General features: G+C 73.5%; 18 protein-coding genes and 2 pseudogenes. 11 read left to right on the top strand and 9 right to left on the bottom strand.

The annotated features are described in order from the left end of the window. Positions 1–439 precede the first annotated feature (439 nt). Entirely contained in the window at positions 440–1,090 is a 651-nt protein-coding gene (locus tag ACIODU_RS32355; RefSeq protein ID WP_401772545.1) for a DUF2064 domain-containing protein, read from the top strand. A 2-nt stretch (positions 1,091–1,092) separates the two neighbouring features. Further along, a complete protein-coding gene (locus tag ACIODU_RS32350) occupies positions 1,093–1,875 on the top strand; it encodes a class I SAM-dependent methyltransferase (protein ID WP_401772489.1) in 783 nt (260 codons plus the stop codon). Between the two features lie 49 nt (positions 1,876–1,924). On the opposite strand, the pseudogene ACIODU_RS32345 reads toward ACIODU_RS32350, so the two are convergent. After that, positions 1,925–1,981, bottom strand: a pseudogene (locus tag ACIODU_RS32345) (hypothetical protein); the annotation flags it as partial. A gap of 215 nt (positions 1,982–2,196) precedes the next feature. Here ACIODU_RS32345 and ACIODU_RS32340 point away from each other — a divergent pair. Both ACIODU_RS32340 and ACIODU_RS32335 read left to right on the top strand, forming a co-directional pair. Continuing rightward, a complete protein-coding gene (locus tag ACIODU_RS32340) occupies positions 2,197–2,607 on the top strand; it encodes a hypothetical protein (RefSeq protein ID WP_356428553.1) in 411 nt (136 codons plus the stop codon). Between the two features lie 101 nt (positions 2,608–2,708). After that, positions 2,709–3,125: a hypothetical protein gene (locus ACIODU_RS32335; protein ID WP_356428556.1), complete on the top strand. Its 417-nt coding sequence runs from the start codon at positions 2,709–2,711 to the stop codon at positions 3,123–3,125. Between the two features lie 78 nt (positions 3,126–3,203). Here the strand turns inward: ACIODU_RS32335 and ACIODU_RS32330 are convergent, their stop codons facing one another. Together ACIODU_RS32330 and ACIODU_RS32325 are read right to left on the bottom strand one after the other, a co-directional pair. After that, positions 3,204–3,659: a YchJ family protein gene (locus ACIODU_RS32330; RefSeq protein WP_401772486.1), complete on the bottom strand. Its 456-nt coding sequence runs from the start codon at positions 3,657–3,659 to the stop codon at positions 3,204–3,206. An 86-nt stretch (positions 3,660–3,745) separates the two neighbouring features. After that, on the bottom strand, positions 3,746–4,708 hold the full coding sequence (locus ACIODU_RS32325; RefSeq protein ID WP_401772484.1) for a helix-turn-helix domain-containing protein: 963 nt from the start codon (positions 4,706–4,708) through the stop codon (positions 3,746–3,748). Positions 4,709–4,759: 51 nt separating this feature from the next. Between ACIODU_RS32325 and ACIODU_RS32320 the strand changes: the two genes are divergently transcribed. The 5 genes from ACIODU_RS32320 (at position 4,760) to ACIODU_RS32300 (ending at position 10,141) form a co-directional block, all read left to right on the top strand. After that, a complete protein-coding gene (locus ACIODU_RS32320; protein ID WP_401772481.1) occupies positions 4,760–5,185 on the top strand; it encodes a cupin domain-containing protein in 426 nt (141 codons plus the stop codon). Positions 5,186–5,324: 139 nt separating this feature from the next. Next, positions 5,325–5,996: a GntR family transcriptional regulator gene (locus tag ACIODU_RS32315; RefSeq protein ID WP_401772478.1), complete on the top strand. Its 672-nt coding sequence runs from the start codon at positions 5,325–5,327 to the stop codon at positions 5,994–5,996. 5 nt (positions 5,997–6,001) lie between these two features. Further along, on the top strand, positions 6,002–6,973 hold the full coding sequence (locus ACIODU_RS32310; protein ID WP_401772543.1) for a dihydrodipicolinate synthase family protein: 972 nt from the start codon (positions 6,002–6,004) through the stop codon (positions 6,971–6,973). Continuing rightward, a complete protein-coding gene (gene araD / locus ACIODU_RS32305; RefSeq protein WP_401772475.1) occupies positions 6,970–8,706 on the top strand; it encodes an L-arabinonate dehydratase in 1,737 nt (578 codons plus the stop codon). Before ACIODU_RS32310 ends, araD begins: the two co-directional genes overlap by 4 nt. 73 nt (positions 8,707–8,779) lie before the next feature. After that, positions 8,780–10,141, top strand: a complete 1,362-nt coding sequence (locus ACIODU_RS32300) for a 6-phospho-beta-glucosidase (RefSeq protein WP_401772472.1) — start codon at positions 8,780–8,782, stop codon at positions 10,139–10,141. Positions 10,142–10,297: 156 nt separating this feature from the next. On the opposite strand, the gene ACIODU_RS32295 is transcribed toward ACIODU_RS32300, so the two are convergent. The 3 genes from ACIODU_RS32295 to ACIODU_RS32285 form a co-directional block, all read right to left on the bottom strand. Continuing rightward, a complete protein-coding gene (locus ACIODU_RS32295; protein ID WP_356428575.1) occupies positions 10,298–11,098 on the bottom strand; it encodes an SAM-dependent methyltransferase in 801 nt (266 codons plus the stop codon). 133 nt (positions 11,099–11,231) lie between these two features. Further along, positions 11,232–11,468 carry a DUF397 domain-containing protein gene (locus ACIODU_RS32290; protein ID WP_161312563.1) on the bottom strand — a complete coding sequence of 79 codons (237 nt, stop codon included), beginning with the start codon at positions 11,466–11,468 and terminating at the stop codon, positions 11,232–11,234. After that, positions 11,469–12,332, bottom strand: coding sequence for a helix-turn-helix transcriptional regulator (locus tag ACIODU_RS32285; protein WP_327233477.1), 864 nt, complete (start codon positions 12,330–12,332; stop codon positions 11,469–11,471). Between the two features lie 208 nt (positions 12,333–12,540). Here ACIODU_RS32285 and ACIODU_RS32280 point away from each other — a divergent pair. Both ACIODU_RS32280 and ACIODU_RS32275 read left to right on the top strand, forming a co-directional pair. Beyond that, positions 12,541–12,993: pseudogene (locus ACIODU_RS32280) on the top strand (ATP-binding protein); the annotation flags it as partial. A gap of 251 nt (positions 12,994–13,244) precedes the next feature. Continuing rightward, positions 13,245–13,691, top strand: coding sequence for a hypothetical protein (locus ACIODU_RS32275; protein WP_401772467.1), 447 nt, complete (start codon positions 13,245–13,247; stop codon positions 13,689–13,691). Between the two features lie 18 nt (positions 13,692–13,709). Here ACIODU_RS32275 and ACIODU_RS32270 read toward each other — a convergent pair whose 3' ends face one another. Genes ACIODU_RS32270 through ACIODU_RS32260 form a run of 3 tightly spaced genes read right to left on the bottom strand, consistent with a single transcriptional unit; the run spans position 13,710 to position 16,287 of the window. Next, a complete protein-coding gene (locus ACIODU_RS32270) occupies positions 13,710–14,750 on the bottom strand; it encodes a sugar kinase (protein WP_401772464.1) in 1,041 nt (346 codons plus the stop codon). Further along, complete coding sequence (locus ACIODU_RS32265; RefSeq protein ID WP_401772462.1) at positions 14,747–15,649, bottom strand: SMP-30/gluconolactonase/LRE family protein; 903 nt, start codon at positions 15,647–15,649, stop codon at positions 14,747–14,749. The genes ACIODU_RS32270 and ACIODU_RS32265 overlap by 4 nt, the downstream gene beginning before the upstream one ends. Next, positions 15,646–16,287 (bottom strand): bifunctional 4-hydroxy-2-oxoglutarate aldolase/2-dehydro-3-deoxy-phosphogluconate aldolase, encoded by a 642-nt coding sequence (locus ACIODU_RS32260; RefSeq protein WP_401772459.1) that lies wholly within the window; start codon positions 16,285–16,287, stop codon positions 15,646–15,648. The genes ACIODU_RS32265 and ACIODU_RS32260 overlap by 4 nt, the downstream gene beginning before the upstream one ends. Between the last annotated feature and the right edge of the window lie 73 nt (positions 16,288–16,360).

Genomic DNA, 16,360 nt, shown 5'->3' with positions numbered 1-16,360 from the left:
CAGTGACGTTGCCGGAGCGGGAGGCGAGCGCGATGTCGGCGCACGAGGCGGGGACAGGGGCCGTGCCGGCGCACGAATCGGCAGCGGGCGCGGTAACTGAGCGCGAGCCGAGGGCGGGGACAGGGGCGGTGCCAGCGCACGAATCGGTAGCGAGCGCGGAACCGGCGCGCGAGCCGGGGGCGGGCCCGGAGGCGGCGCACGAGCCGGGGACGGGTGCGGGGGCAGCGCGCGAATCCGTAGCGGGCACGGAACCGGCGGACGAGCCGGCGGCGGGCGCGGTATCGGCGCACGAATCAATGGCGGGCCCGGTGCCAGCGGACGAGCCGGGGGCGGCGCACGAGCCGGCGCGCGAGACGGGGGCCGGTGGCGGGCGGGTGGCGGGGCCTTTTGGGGGCGTTCGTGATGAGTGGGTGGGTGTGCGGTGACCACGATTCTGGTGATGGCCAAGGCCCCCGTACCCGGGCGGGTCAAGACGCGGCTCACTCCGCCGTTCCGGGCCGAGGAGGCCGCCGCGCTGGCCGAGGCCGCGTTGCGCGACACGCTGGCCGCTGTCCTGGCCGCCCCCGTGCGGCGCCGGGTGCTGGTCCTCGACGGGGTGCCGGGCGCGTGGCTGCCGGACGGGGTCGAGGTGGTCGCCCAGGTGGCCGGCGGGCTGGACGAGCGGCTCGCCGCCGCATTCGCGGGGTGTGGCGGGCCCGCCGTGCTCATCGGGATGGACACCCCCCAGGTCACCCCGGAGCTGCTGGGACCGGCCCTCGCGCCGGACGCCTGGCTGGGGTGCGACGCGTGGTTCGGACCGGCGGTCGACGGGGGGTTCTGGGCGCTCGGGCTCGCCGTACCGGATCCGTCCCTGCTGCTGGGCGTACCGATGTCCGTACCCGAGACGGGGGCGGTGCAGCGGGCCCGGCTGACCGGTGCCGGGCTCGCGGTACGGGACCTGCCGGTCCTGCGCGACGTCGACACCGCGCACGACGCGGAGCTGGTCGCGGCCGAGGCACCGGCCACCCGGTTCGCGGCGGCGCTGGCGCGGTTCACGGGGGCGCGCGGCAACGGCGCGGGCACCCCGTCGTCGCGGGCCGGGGTGCGGTGACCATGGGCCTGGCCAGGATCCGTACGAAGTCCACCGCCGCGGTGCCCCGGTCGGCCGTCCCGCTCCGCCGGCGCGCCGCCCCCGACACGCCCTGGCACGCCGACCCGTACACGGACGCGCTGCGCGCCGGGCGCGGGCCGCTCTTCCTGCGGCGCGCCGACGGGTGGCTGCTGCCGCTGGAGGTGGAGCGCTGGTGCGGCGGCCCCGACCGCGCCGATCTGACCGTGCTGGAACGCTGCCGGGGCACCGTCCTCGACATCGGCTGCGGCCCCGGCCGCCTGGTCGCGGCGCTCGCCGCGCGGGGCCGTACCGCGCTCGGCATCGACATCAGCCCGGCGGCCGTGGCGCACACCGTGCGCGGGGGCGGCAGCGCGCTGCTCAGGTCGGTCTTCGATCGGCTGCCCCGCGAGGGCGGTTGGGACACGGCGCTGCTGATCGACGGCAACATCGGCATCGACGGCGACCCGTCGGCGCTGCTGCGGCGGCTCGCGGGGATCGTGCGTCCGGGCGGCTCGCTGATCGTGGAGACCGCGCCCACCGGGGTCGACCCGGATCTCGACGAACGGGTGCGGGTACGGGTGGACAACGGCAACGGGGCACCCGGAGAGGCGTTCTACTGGTCCCGCGTCGGGGCGCGGGCGCTGGTGCGCCGGGCCCGTACCACCGGCTGGGTCCCGGCCGAGCAGTGGACAGTGGAGGGACGGCGCTTTGTGACGCTCCGTCAGGAGTCGTCGGGGGCAGGGCCGTACGGAGAACCTGCCGCCCGGACCGAGGCAGGCGGATGACCGATGTCCGTCCGTCCAGATCCACCGTGGTCCGGTGCGGCGGCCCCCCGTCGTCCTCGCCGTCCTCGTCGTCCCGCAGGACGAGCGCCGACCGACGCTCCTTCAACTCGTGCCGCTGCCCGGCGAGAAGCCCGCGTGGAGCAGCCAGAAACCGGACATCACCGTTCCCCTTGTGGTCATTTCGCTCAGACAGGGCGTTCTGACACCGGAACGCCGCTTCATTGGGCAAAAAGTCTCTCGCGGGATGCGCGAGCGGGAACCTAGGGTCTTTTCAGGCCCCGGGAGGCACCCGGGGCACCACAGAGATCCGGGGGGATCTGTATGCGCTTCACGCGCCGCCACGCTTCCGTCACGCTCGCCGCCGCCGCGGCCTTCATGGTCGCTTCCGTCGGGCCGGCGAGCGCCGGTTCCAACTCGGCCCACTCCTATGGCATCGCGCGGGGGAACTGCGCCCACGTCTCCGACGGCTGGTTCACGCACGACGGGGAGATCTTCCACCTCGACGACACGTGCGCGGACGGCTTCGCCGCGGTGATCAAGGTCGACATCGAGCCCATCCAGAGCGGAGGTGGCTACGACTACGCGCTCTGGAGCCACCTCAGCGCCGACGGGGGCGTGGAGACATGGAACAAGAGCTATGCCGAGGGCACCGCGGTGTGTCTCCAGGCGGGCTTCGGCCACGAGGGTGGCGAGTGGGCCGGCTGGGGCGCCTGGAAGTGCGGGACTGCCTGAGTCCGGACGCTCCGGATCGGCCCGCGGTCCGCAGACGGCGATCTGCGGTCTGCGGTCCGTGAGCGGCTTCAACTCGACCAGAACAACAGGGGGATGTACAGATGCGAATCTCACGGAGGAGGCTCGCCGGGACGGTGATCGCGGCAGCCAGCTTCGCCGCCATGGCCGCCGGCCCGGCGAGCGCCGGCAGCAACTCGGCCCACGCGTACGGCTCGTCCGCCGACGGGTCGTGCACGTACGGCTCCGACGGCTGGTTCACGCACGACGGCGAGATCTTCCATCTCGACGACGTGTGCAAGGACGGCTGGTCGGCGGTGATGAAGGTGGACGTGGAACCGTTCAAGACCGGCGGAGGCTACGACTGGAGCATGAGGAACGACCTCAGCGCGGCGGGCGGAGTCGTCACGGTCAACAAGAGCTACGCCGAAGGCACCGCCGTCTGCGTCCAGGCGGGCATTTCGCCCTCCGGGGAGACGGAGTGGGGTGGCTTTGGTACGTGGCGGTGCGGCACGGCCTGACCGGGAGCGGGACGCGCGGTCACGCGTGACGCGGACACCGGCGCGTACCCGGATACCGGCACGTACCCGGACCGCCCGCTAGTCCAGGTACGTGCCGTCCACGTACACCCAGGCGCCGTCGTGGCGGGTGAAGCGGCTGCGTTCGTGGAGGGCGCCCGGATGGCCCTGCTGGGTGTACGAGGCGCGGAAGGTGACCGTGCCCGTGGTGTGGAACGCGGTGCCCTCCGTGGTCTCCAGGATGTCCAGTCCGGTCCAGCGGGTGGTGGGGTCCAGTTCGAGGCCGTTGGGCCGGGTGGCCGGATCCCACGTCCTGAGCAGGTACGACGCGTCCAGCACGACAAACGCGCTGTAGCGGGACCGCATCAGCGCCTCGGCCGTGGGCGCGGTGGCGGGCCCGACGTGGTAGCGCCCGCAGCACTCCCCGTACGACGCGGGCCTGCCGCAGGGACAGGGCGAGGCGGTCGAGGGCGAGACCGGGGAGGGCGCGGGCGCGGTGCGCGCGGGGCGTGTCTGGCGGTGGGGGCGTCGGGCCATGTCCCCATTCTGCCTCGCGGGCGGGCACGACCAGGACGCGCGCGCCCGGAACGTGCCTGCCCGGGACGCGCGCGCCCGCTCCCGGGTCACGTGGGGGCGAAGCGATGGCGGTACGCCGTCGGGGGCAGGCCGGTCCGGCGTTTCAGCTGGGATCTCAGGTTCGCCGCCGTGCCCAGGCCGCTCAGGCGGGCCACCCGGTCCAGCCGTACCTCCCCCTCCTCCATCAGGCGGCAGGCCAGCGCCACCCGCTGCGCGGTGAGCCAGGCCAGTGGCGTCGTGCCCAGCTGGCTGCGGAAGCGGCGGTGCAGGGTGGCCTGGCTGATCGTCGCGCGGGCCGCCAGGTCCGCCGTGGTGAGCGGAGTGGCCAGGCGGGTCGCCGCCCAGGTCAGCAGCGGGGAGAGGGAGGTGTCGGGGACCTCGGGGAGCGGCTGTTCCACGAACTGCCGCTGGCCGCCGTCGCGGTGCAGCGCGAAGACCAGCCGGCGGCTCACCGCGACGGCCGTCCGCGCCCCGTGGTCGTGGCGGATCAGCTGGAGAGACGCGTCGAGCGCGGCCGCGCTGCCCGCCGCCGTGACGACGTCCCCCTCGTCGACGAAGAGGACGTCCGGGTCGAGCCGTACGGCGGGGAACCGCTCCGCGAACAGGTCCGCCCACCGCCAGTGGGTCGTCGCCCGCCGCCCGTCCAGCGCCCCCGCCGCCGCCAGGACGAAGGAGCCCGTGCAGAAGCTCACCAGCCGGGCGCCGCGCGCCGCGGCCCGGCGCACCGCGTCCAGGACCGCCGGGGAGGGGTCGTTCTCGGGGTCCGGCCGGTTCGGGACGATCACGGTGTCCGCCCGGTCGACCGCGTCGAGCCCGGACACCCCCGAGAGCCGGAAGAACCCGGCGTGCATCGAGACCGACGGGCTCTCCGCGCACAGCTCGAAGTCGTACCAGGCCGTGTTCAGCTCCGGCCGGGCCAGGCCGAACAGCTCCGTCGCCACGCCCATCTCGAACGGGTTGGAGCCCTCCGCGACGATCATGACCACCCGATGCGAGAAATCTTGCGCCATGTGCGATTCCTAGCACTGTCGCTCCCGCGACGCCAGGACGACGATGTGGTCATGACCACCGAACCCCGCGAAGCCACCGAACCCCGCGAAGCCACCGAACCGCTCGCGCTCAGCACCGCCCTCGCCTCCTTCGACGCCATCTGGAGCCCGCGCGTCATCGCGCGCGTCAACGACTACGACGTGCGCGTCGCGAAGGTCGCGGGCGAGCACGTCTGGCACGTGCACGAGAACACCGACGAGTTCTTCCAGGTCCTCGACGGGGAACTGCTCATCGCCCTGCGCGAGGACGGCGCCGAGCGGACCGTCACCCTCGCCGCCGGATCGGTGTTCGTCGTCCCGCGCGGCGTCTGGCACAAGCCGTCCTCGCCGCGGGGCGCGTCGATGCTGCTGTTCGAGCCGACCGGCACGCTGTCGGTGGGCGATCAGCACGAGGAGGTCCCGGACCAGGTGGACGTGACGGTGGGGCACGCCCTCTGACGGCCGGGGCGATCCGCCCCAACCGCGCACGACCCGGGCGCCCTTGACGCCGCCGCGTCCTCGGCCTAGCCTCCCTCTCCGTCGTACTTCATACGTCATATATGAGGCACGATCCGTGAGTTGAGCGAGGAGCGCGCCCATGGTCTTCACGCCGGTCCCGATCCCCTCCCGCACGCAGTTCGTGCTGGAGGCCGTCCGGCACCACATACTGACCGGCGGGCTGCCACCGGGGCAGCCGCTCGTGGAGGCGGATCTGGCCGCGCGGTTCGGCGTCTCCAAGACCCCCGTCCGCGAGGCGCTGAAGACCCTCGCGGGCAGCGGCCTGGTGGTGATGAGCCAGTACAAGGGCGTCACGGTCCGTACGGTCGACACGGCGATGGCGCGTGAGGTGTACGACGTACGGCTGCTGCTGGAGCCGGAGGCGCTGCGGCGCTCGGTCGTCGCGGCGGCTCCGTTCGACGCGGCGGCGGACGCGCTGGTACGGGCGGAGGCCGCCGCCGACGCGGCCGAACGGTCCCTCGCCAACCGGGACTTCCACCGCGCGCTGCACGTCTCGTGCGGCAATCCGCTGCTGGTGCGGATGCTGGACGAGGTCAGCGACCAGGCCGCGCTGGTGGCCACGGTCGCCTGGTCAGCCGACGCCACGTGGGAGCGCGAGGCGGCCGAGCACCGCGCCATCCTGCGCCTGGCGCGCGCGGGCGACGCGGACGGCGCGGCGCGAGCCCTGCACGGCCACATCGACCGCTTCGTCCGGGGCGCGTTCCCGGCCGGGGCGGCGGATGGGCCCTCGGCGTCGGAGGAGGAAGCGTGACCTCCATCGACTTCTCCCGGGTCCGGGACGCGCTCGCCGACGTCGTGGCCATCCCCGTGACCCCCTTCGCCGCCGACGGAACCGTCGACACCGCCGCGTACCGCACGCTGCTGCGCCGCTTGCTGGACGCGGGGGTACGGACCGTCACGCCCAACGGGAACACCGGCGAGTTCTACGCCCTCTCCCCCGAAGAGCGCCTGCGGGTGGTGGAGTTGACCGTGGCGGAGGTGGGCGACCGCGCCGAGGTGGTCGTCGGGGTGGGGCACGACCTGGCCACGGCGGTGGCTGCCGCCCGGCACGCGAGGGACGCCGGGGCGTCCATGGTCATGGTGCATCAGCCCGTGCACCCGTACGTCTCGCAGGAGGGGTGGGTCGCGTACCAGCGGACGATCGCCGACGCCGTCCCCGGGCTCGGGGTGGTCCCGTACCTGCGCGACCCGCTGATCACGGCCGGGGCGCTGGCCCGGCTCGGGGCGCTGTGCCCCAACGTCGTCGGGGTGAAGTACGCGGTCCCCGACGCGACCCGCTTCGCGGCCTTCGCCCAGGACGCCGGCCGGAACGCCGCCGGCGGCACCGGCGGCACCGGCGGGACCGGCCCTAAAGGCCCGACCGGCCCGACCGGCCCGGGCCGCTTCGTCTGGGTCGCCGGGCTGGCCGAGCTGTACGCCCCCGCCTACTGGGCCGGCGGCGCCACCGGCTTCACCTCCGGTCTGGTCAACGTGGCGCCTGGCCTCTCCCTCGCCCTGCTCGCCGCCCTGCGCGCCGGGGACGCCCCGGCCGCCCGGGCGGTCTGCGAGCGGATCCGCCCGTTCGAGGAGCTGCGCGCCGCCCGGCACTCCGCCGACAACGTGTCCGTGGTCAAGGAGGCCCTCGCCGTGCTCGGTCTCTGCCGCCGTGACGTACGGCCACCGAGCAGTACCCTGCCCGCCGGGACCCGCACGGAGATCGCGGCGCTCGTGAGGGCGTGGGGCGCGTGAAGGCCCGGGAGGCCCCGGTCGCCCCGCGTGAACTGCGCAGCCATCAGTGGTACGGGACGGACGGGCTGCGGTCGTTCAGCCACCGCGCCCGCACCCGCCAGCTCGGCTACCTCCCCGAGGAGCACCTCGGCAAGCCGGTCGTCGCGATCCTCAACACCTGGAGCGACATCAACCCCTGTCATGTCCATCTGCGCGAGCGCGCGCAGGCGGTGAAGCGCGGGGTGTGGCAGGCGGGTGGCTTCCCGCTGGAGTTCCCCGTCGCCACCCTGTCGGAGACGTTCCAGAAGCCGACCCCGATGCTCTACCGCAACCTTCTCGCCCTGGAGACCGAGGAGTTGCTGCGCTCGTACCCCGTGGACGGCGCGGTCCTGATGGGCGGCTGCGACAAGACCACACCGGCCCTGCTGATGGGGGCGGCGAGTGTGGACCTGCCGACCGTGTTCGTGCCCGCCGGGCCGATGCTGCCGGGCCACTGGCGCGACCAGGTGCTGGGCTCCGGGACGGACATGTGGAAGTACTGGGACGACCGGCGGGCCGGGCTGATCGGGGACCGTGAACTGGCGGAGCTGGAGAGCGGCTTGGCGCGCTCCCCCGGCCACTGCATGACGATGGGCACCGCCTCCACCCTGACGGCGGCGGCCGAGGTGCTGGGCGTGACCGTGCCGGGCGCGTCGTCCATACCCGCCGTGGACTCGGGCCACGAGCGGATGGCCGCCGCGTCGGGCCGGCTGATCGCGGACCTCGTCGGACGGGACCTCACCCTGTCGCGGGTGCTGACGCGGGAGGCGTACGACGACGCCGTCACCACCGTGCTAGCGCTGGGTGGTTCGACCAACGCCGTCATCCATCTGATCGCCATGGCCGGGCGCAGCGGGATACGGCTGACGCTGGACGACTTCGACCGGACCGCCCGTACGGTCCCGGTGCTGGCCGATCTGCGGCCCGGCGGGCGGTACTTGATGGAGGACTTCCACTTCGCGGGCGGACTCCCCGCGTTCCTGGGGCAGTTGACGGATCTGCTGCACCTGGACCGGCCGACGGTGGCCCACCCCACCCTGCGGGCGCAGTTGGCGGGCGCGGTGGTCCACAACCGGGAGGTGATCCGCCCGCGCGACCGCCCCCTCGCGGACGAGGGCGGGGTGGCGGTGCTGCGCGGCAACCTCTGCCCCGACGGGGCCGTGATCAAGCACATCGCCGCCGACCCGGCGCTGCTCCGCCACACCGGTCCCGCCGTGGTCTTCGACGACTACCCGACGATGCGGCGCACCATCGACGATCCCGCGCTCGGCATCACGGCCGGGCATGTGCTGGTGCTGCGCGGCGCGGGGCCCAAGGGCGGGCCGGGGATGCCCGAGTACGGGATGCTGCCGATCCCGGACCACCTCCTCAAGCAGGGGGTGCGGGACATGGTGCGGATCTCCGACGCCCGGATGAGCGGCACGAGTTACGGCGCGTGTGTGCTGCACATCGCGCCCGAGTCGTACGTCGGGGGCCCGCTCGCCCTCGTCCGAACCGGCGACCTGATCACCCTCGACGTGGCGGCCCGCTCGCTGCGGCTGGAGGTCTCCGACGACGAGCTGGCGCGGCGGCGTGCCGAGTGGGTCGCACCGCCGCCGCGGTACGGCCGGGGGTACGGGGCGCTCTACAGCGAGCACATCACGCAGGCCGACACGGGCTGCGACTTCGACTTCCTGTCCCGGGAGGGCGAGGTGCCCGATCCGTACGCGGGGTGAGGGGCGCGTGCGGTGTGGGCCGTTTCGTGGATGATCGGTCCATGCAGGCGACCGAGGTGGAGGCGGACCGGGTATGAGGCTGACGATTCTGGGCGGGGGCGGTTTCCGGGTGCCGCTGGTGTACGGGGCGCTGCTCCGCGACCGCGCGGAGGGCCGGGTCGACCGGGTCACGCTGTACGACGTGGACGCGGCACGGCTCGGGGCCGTGGCGCGGGTCCTGGCCGAGCAGGCCGACGGGGTGGCGGACGCGCCGGAGGTCACCGTCACCACCGACCTGGACGACGCGCTGCGGGGCACGGACTTCGTGTTCTCCGCCATCCGGGTGGGCGGTCTGGAGGGGCGCGCGGCCGACGAACGGGTGGCGCTGGCCGAGGGAGTGCTGGGTCAGGAGACGGTCGGGGCGGGCGGGATCGCGTACGGGCTGCGGACCATCCCGGTCGCGGTGGACATCGCGCGGCGGGTGGCGGCGCTGGCCCCGGACGCCTGGGTCATCAACTTCACCAATCCGGCGGGGCTGGTGACGGAGGCGATGTCCCGGGTGCTCGGCGACCGGGTCATCGGGATCTGCGACTCCCCCGTCGGTCTGGGCCGGCGGGTGGCCCGGGTGCTCGGGGTGGACCCGGACCGGGCGTGGTTCGACTACGTGGGGCTGAACCATCTGGGCTGGCTGCGCGGGCTGTGGGCGGGGGGCCGCGACCACCTGCCCCGGCTGCTGGCCGATCCGGAGCTGCTGGGCTCCTTCGAGGAGGGCAAGCTCTTCGGGCCCGAGTGGCTGCGGTCGATCGGCGCGATCCCGAACGAGTATCTGCACTACTACTACTTCAACCGCGAGGCGGTACGGGCCTATCAGGGCGCCGAGCGGACGCGCGGCGCGTATCTGCGGGACCAGCAGGCCGGGTTCTACGCGGAGTTGGCGGACACCGGCGGCACGGTGGGCGGTGACGGCTCGGCGCTCGGGGCGTGGCACCGTACCCTCGCCGACCGTGAGGCGACGTACATGGCGGCCAACCGTGACGCCGCCGGGGTCGGTGAACGGGACGACGAGGACCTGGGATCGGGCGGGTACGAACAGGTCGCGCTCGCCCTGATGCGGGCCGTCGCGCGGAACGAGAGCGCGGCCCTGATCCTCAACGTCCGCAACCGCACCACCCTGCCGGCGCTGGACGCGGACGCCGTGATCGAAGTGCCGTGCCTGGTCGACGCGAACGGGGCGCATCCGGTGTCGGTCGAGCCGCTGCCGTACCACGCGGTGGGGCTGGTGACGTCGGTCAAGGCGGTGGAACGCGCGGTGCTGGCGGCGGCGGAGAGCGGATCACGCGACGACGCGGTGCGCGCGTTCGCGCTGCACCCGCTGGTCGACTCGGTCGCCGTGGCCCGGCGGCTGCTGGACGCCTATACGGACGTCCACCCGGGGCTGGCGTACCTGCGGAACTGACGGACGCGCCGAGACCGGCGGGTCCGGGGAGAACTGACGGGACTGGCGCCGGTCCCCCAAGACCGGCGCCAGTCCCCTGCGGACGGGAGGGGACGCGCGAGGCGCCGCAGCGCACCTGAAAAGTGCTGCGGCGCCACCCGCCCGTACCCCACCCACTTACGGTTTGCGTGCCACGCCCGCGTATCCGGGGATGGGTCCTTCGCCGGAGACGGGGACGACCTCACCCAGCTCGGGACGCCAGTCCGTGGCGAGGGAGACACCCGGCGCGACCAGTTCGAGCCCGTCGAAGAAGGCCGCGAACTCGTCCCGCGTGCGCGGGACCAGGGTGAGGCCCCGCTGCTTGTACAGCTCGCGCGCCCGGTCCGACGTCTCCGGCGCGAAGTCGCCCGTGACGTGGGACAGGACCAGATAACTGCCGGGTGCCAGGGGGGCGAGGAGGGCGCGCACCAGATCGTGCGCCCCGTCCTCGTCCGAGATGAAGTGGAGCAGCGCGATCAGCGAGAGCGCCACCGGCTTGCTCAGGTCGAGGCTCTGGCCCGCCGCCTCGATGATGGCGCCGGGCTCCCGCGCGTCGGCCTGGACGTACTCCGTCACACCCTCCGGGGTACTGCGGAGCAGGGCTTCCGCGTGCCGGAGGACGATCGGGTCGTTGTCCGTGTAGACGATCCGGGAGTCGGGGGCGACCTCCTGGGCGATCTGGTGGAGATTGGGCGCGGTCGGGATGCCCGTACCGATGTCGAGATACTGCCGCACCCCGCCCGTCATGCCGAGCCAGCGCGTGGCGCGGTGCATGAAGGCCCGGTTGACGCGGGCCATCTCCGGCGCTCTGGAGTCCAGCGCGAGCAACTGCTGCGCCATCTGCTCGTCGACCGGATAGTTGTCCTTGCCGCCGAGAAGCCAGTCGTACACCCGGGCCGGGTGGGGCCTGGAGGTGTCGATGGCGTCGTGCCCGGTCATGTGCGCTCCATGAGTCTCAGGGTCTGTGAGCGGGAACTGCGGTCGGTGCGCTGGGACTGCGGTCTGTGCGCGGGGACTTCGAGCGGGACGGGCGGTGGGGCGGGGCGGGGCGGGAACTGTGGACGGACGCGGTTCAGGTGAGCAGGAAGTCCGCCTGGCCCGACTTGGCGCCCTGGATGAAAGCGGCGATCTCTCCGGTGGTGTAGATCAGTGCGGGGCCGTCAGGGTCGGCGGACTGGCGCACCGCGACCCTGCCGTCGGCCAGCTTCATGGCCTCGATGCAGTTGCCGCCGTTGCCGCCGCTCCACGGCTTGTGCCAGCCTTCGGCGCCGAGGTCGGCGGCCGGCATGCCGTTGTATATGGGATCCATTCACAGCTCCTTGCGGACATCCCGGAGGATCTCCTTCGTGCGTGGTGCAGTGGCGGCCTGGGCCGCCATCCGGTCCATGACCTCCAGGTGAGTGGCCACCTCGGGTCGCGCGTCGAGGTAGACGGCGCCGGTCAGGTACTCGCTGTAGACCATGTCGGGCAGCTCCGGTACGGCGAAGCGGAAGATGACGAACGGCCCGTACGTACCGGGATGGTGTCCGCTCGAGAACTCCGCGATCTGGAGGGTCACGTTGGGCAGGGCGGACGTGTCGAGCAGCCGGTCGATCTGCTCCCGCATGATCTCCGGGCTGTCGCCCACCGGGCGCCGCAGCACCGTCTCGTCCATGATGACCCAGAATCTGGGCGCGTCGGGACGGGTGAGCAGCGACTGGCGTTCCATGCGGAGCGCCACGTGGCGCTCGATGTCCTCGGGCCTGGCCTGCCCCACGGCGCCGGCCCGCATGACGGATCGTGCGTAGTCCTCGGTCTGGAGCAGTCCGGGGACGAAATGCGGCTCGTACGTCCTCAGGAGGGCGGCAGCGCCCTCCAGGCTGACGTACATGCTGAACCAGTCCGGCAGGATGTCGTGGAACCGCTGCCACCAGCCGGGCTTGTTCGCCTCCTCCGTGAGCTCGACGAAGGCCTCGGCCTCCGCGTCGTTGATTCCGTACGCCTTGAGCAGCACCTGTACATAGGGAATCTTGAGAGTGACCTCGGCGGTCTCCATCCTGCGGATCGTCGCCGGGGCGACGCGCAGAAGCTTGGCGGCTTCCTCGCGTTTGAGCCCGGAACGCTCTCGCAGGTCCTGGAGACGCCTGCCGAGGACGACCTGACCCACGGTCGGGGCTGACCGCGGTTCACTCACTTTTGGGACCTCCCCATGCACGGATGCCAGCAGTCTGCCATGCCGGAAGCACGAAGAACACGGCACTCTGGAAAATTCAGAGTGCTACTTGCCAAGTGTCGTCGGCGGGTGGAGAGTGGTGGAGTGAACCAGTTCACACGGTCGCCGCGCCTTGCCACGGGAGAGGTCTTGTGCGCGTCTGCCGGCTCCCCACCGTTAGGAATCGGTCGTGGCACCTGGTAACGCGCCCACCCCCCAGCTCATCACCCAGCGGCCTGGCAACGTTGTCCGGCGGTACGGATTCGAATTGCCGGCCCGCGCGGAATCGGTCGGCCGGGCCAGGAAACTGACCGCGGAGCGGCTCGGCCGTTGGGGGATGGACGACGACACCTGCCAGACCGCGATCCTCGTCGTGTCCGAGCTGGTGACCAACGCGGTGGTGCACGCCGCCGGGGAACACGTCGTCTGTGAGATACGGGAGGGCGAGGGCCACCTGCGCATAGCGGTGGAGGACCAGGGGTACGGCCCGACCGGGCCGCAGATGCATCCGCACTCGGACGACGAGGGCGGCCGCGGGCTCTTCCTGATCGATTCCCTGTGTACGGGCTGGGGGGCCCACGACACGTCGGGATACGGTCCTGGGCGCGTGGTCTGGGCGGAGTTGCCGCACGGCGCGGGGCAGCGGGCCGAGCTGTCGCACGGGGATCTTCCGCGGGTCGAGCCGGGGCGGGTGGATCTGCCGCGTGCTGAGTTGCCGCGGTCCGAGCTTTCGCGGGGCGAGCTTTCGCGTGCGGAGTTGTCGCGGGTGGATCTGCCGCGTGCGGAGTTGTCGCGCGCCGAGTTGGCGCGTCCCGAGTTGGCGCGGGCCGAGCTGCCGCGCGGCGTGGCGCGCCAAGTACGGCCGGCCCTGCCCGGCCGCGCGTCGGAGCCGATGTGCTGAGGACGGCGCTGCACCGGCTCTCCCGTGGGCTGCGCGGCGACCTTCCCGACCACCACACCGCCGGCCGGGTGGAGCTGGCCCTGCCGGCCGCCCTGCCCGCCTCGCTGGGCTGTGACGCGGTGGGCGTCCCGGCGCGGCACGGCTTCCGGCTGCTGGCCCGGCTGCCCAGGACGGGCTGCGTCTTCGCCGACACCGACTGGTGGTGGTGGATCGTGCCGTCCGGCTCGGACCTCGATCTGAAGTGGCCCGCTCCGGCGCGGTACGTGGTGGGGACGAACGTACCGGCGGAGCATCCCCGGCTGATCCACTGGCCGGACTCCCCGTCGCCGTACACCCCGCCGATCCCGTTCTACCTGATGGTGTGCCAGCTGGCCGGCACGACTCCCGCGTGGGGGCCGGAGGCGCGGGCGCAGGACACGGGGACGGTCGCGGCGCAGTAGGGGCGCGGCCGTACCGCGTCAGGGCGTTGCCGTCGCCCACGTCCCGTCGTCCGCCCGCAGCAGATCGTCCATCCGGGTTGCGGACAGCAGGGGCCCGTGGTCCGAGGAGACACGGAGCGCGGACGCGGCGGTGAGGTGGCCCAGGCGCAGGGCCCGTACCGGATCGCCCGAGTCCCGCAGCCCCGCCAGGAAGCCCGCCGCGAAGGCGTCTCCCGCGCCGACCGGTTCGACGACCTCGACCTTCAGGGCAGGCACGGTGTACGGCACGGGGCCGAGGAAGGCCGTGGCCGCGCGGGAGCCGTCCTTGACCACCAGGGTGTACGGGCCCGGCAGCAGCGCGCGTACGGCCGACGCGTCCCTGATGGTTGGACCCCACAACGCCTGGGCCTCGTCCAGACCGACGAGGACGAGGTCGGCGCGGTCGGCGAGGGCGAGGAGGGTCTCCGGCGCCGGGCGGTCGTTCCACAGCGCGGGGCGGTAGTTGACGTCGAAGCTGACGGGGTACGGCCGGTCCGGCGCGAGTGCCGCGTCCACCAGGGCGAGGCAACTGGCCGACAGGGCGGGGGTGATGCCGCTCAGGTGGACAAGTCCCGCCCCTTGGAAGGCCGTTGAGCGCAGCACCTCGGGACCGAGCGCGGAGGCGGCGGAGCCGCGCCGGTAGTAGTGGACGCGGGTCCCGTCCGCTCCCGGGTCCTTGACCAGAAGACCCGTGGGACGCGCCGGGTCGGTCCGTACCCCGGACACGTCCACCCCGAAGGCCGCGACCCGCCGCCGTATCAGCCGCCCGAACGGATCGTCACCCACGGCCGACACCCAGCGAGCGGGCACGCCGTGGTCGGCCAGGTAGACGGCCACATTCGACTCGGCACCAGCGATGTCGAGACGCAGAAGCTCCGCACCGTCGAGCGGCGCAACGGGCTCGGGCGCCAGCGCGGCCATGGTCTCCCCGACACACACGACCGGCCCGGGGCCGAACGGGCGGGGTGGGGACGTGCGGGCCTCGGGGGCGGGCGCGTCGGCTCCGGTGTGAGCGCTCGCGCCCCCTGTGGTTTCGTTCATGCCGCGCTCGCCGGGCGGTAGTACGCCGTCGGGCGGCCCGGGGTCTCGACCCGGAGCGTGAAGACTGCGCCGTCGAGTGGGGTGGGGTGGGTGAGGGCCGTTCGGGCGGTGGTGACGAACAGCGTGCGGCCGTCGTGTCCGCCCAGGCATACCCCGGCGGGTTGCGCGGCGGGCACGGGGACCACGCGGTCGAGCGTGCCGTCGGGGTGGTAGCGGTGGATCGCGCCCTCGCCCCAGACCGCCGTCCACAGGCCGCCCTCCCGGTCCACCGCCAGGCCGTCGGGGCTGCTCGCGTCCAGTGTCGTGAAGACGGACGGCTCCCCCAGGTCGCCGGTGGCCGGGTCGACGGGGTACGTCCTGATGACGCCGCGCGCGCTGTCCGCGAGGAAGAGGAGCGTCCCGTCGGCGGAGAACGCGGGGCCGTTCGGGACGGTGATGCCCGTCAGGACCCGGGTGAGCGTGCCGTCGCGGTCCAGGCGGTACAGCGATCCCGCCCCGTCCACCGCGTCGTACGCCATGCTGCCCGCCCAGAACCGGCCGTGCGGGTCCGCGACCCCGTCGTTCATCCGGGCCGCCGGGGTCGCGCCGTCCTCCGGCCTGCCCAGCCACCGGATCGTCCCGTCCGCTTCGAGCAGGCACACGCCGGTGCCGGCCGCCGCGATCCAGCTGCCGGGGCGGCCCTCGACCGGGGCGACCGCGCCGAGCGGCACCGGCAGGTGGGCCAGGACGTCCAGCGGGCCCGTGCCGTCGGGGTCGCCGGGCGGGGCGGCCAACAGCCTGCCGGTGAGGATGTCGGTCAGGACGATCCGCCCGTCGACCCAGCGGATCCCCTCGCCCAGTTCGAGGCGGTCGGACCAGCGGGGGACGGGGGCGTAGGTCGGAGTGTCACTCGCGCTCATCGGGGGCCCTCCTGTCCTTCCCGTACCACCGCCAGGAACGCCCGCGCCCGCTCGCGCAGCCCCTCCTGGCTCCCGCCGTCCGCCGCGTCCCCGATCAGCGGCGAGCCGACCCCCACCGCCGTCGCGCCGTACGCCAGATAGGCGCGCGCCGCCGCCGCGTCCACACCCCCGACGGGGACGAACGGGAGGTGGGGGAACGGGCCGCGCAGCGCCTTCAGGTAGTCGGGGCCGCCCGCCTGCGCGGCCGGGAAGATCTTGAGCGCGTCGGCGCCGAGGCGCAGGGCCGCCACCACGTCCGTCGGGGTCATCACCCCGGCGAGGACCGGCAGGCCCAGTTCCTTGGCCGCCGTGACGCCGTCGCCGAGCGCCGGCGTGACGACGAAGTCCGCGCCCGCCTCGTGCGCGGCCCACGCGTCCTCGGGGGTGAGGACCGTGCCCGCGCCGAGCGGCGCGCCGGGGCCCAGCGCCGCCCGGGCGCCCGCGAGGACGTGGAGGGCGTCCGGGCCGGAGAGGGAGACCTCGACCAGCGCGACGCCTTCCTCGACCAGGGTCAGTACGGTGCGCAACGCGGCCTCCGGGTCCTGGCCGCGCACAATGGCGACCAGGCGGTGGGCGCGCAGCGCGCTCAGCAGATCCACGGGGTGGTTCCTCTTCTCGTTCGGGGGTGGGAGGGGCGGGAAGGGGTGGGTGGTCACGACGGCCGCGTTCTCG

Origin of the sequence: Streptomyces sp. NPDC088261 (genome assembly GCF_044740805.1) — a bacterium.
Lineage (GTDB): Bacteria > Actinomycetota > Actinomycetes > Streptomycetales > Streptomycetaceae > Streptomyces.
Note: the sequence above shows the minus strand (reverse complement) of the source record. Positions and strands in the feature narration are given on the sequence as shown.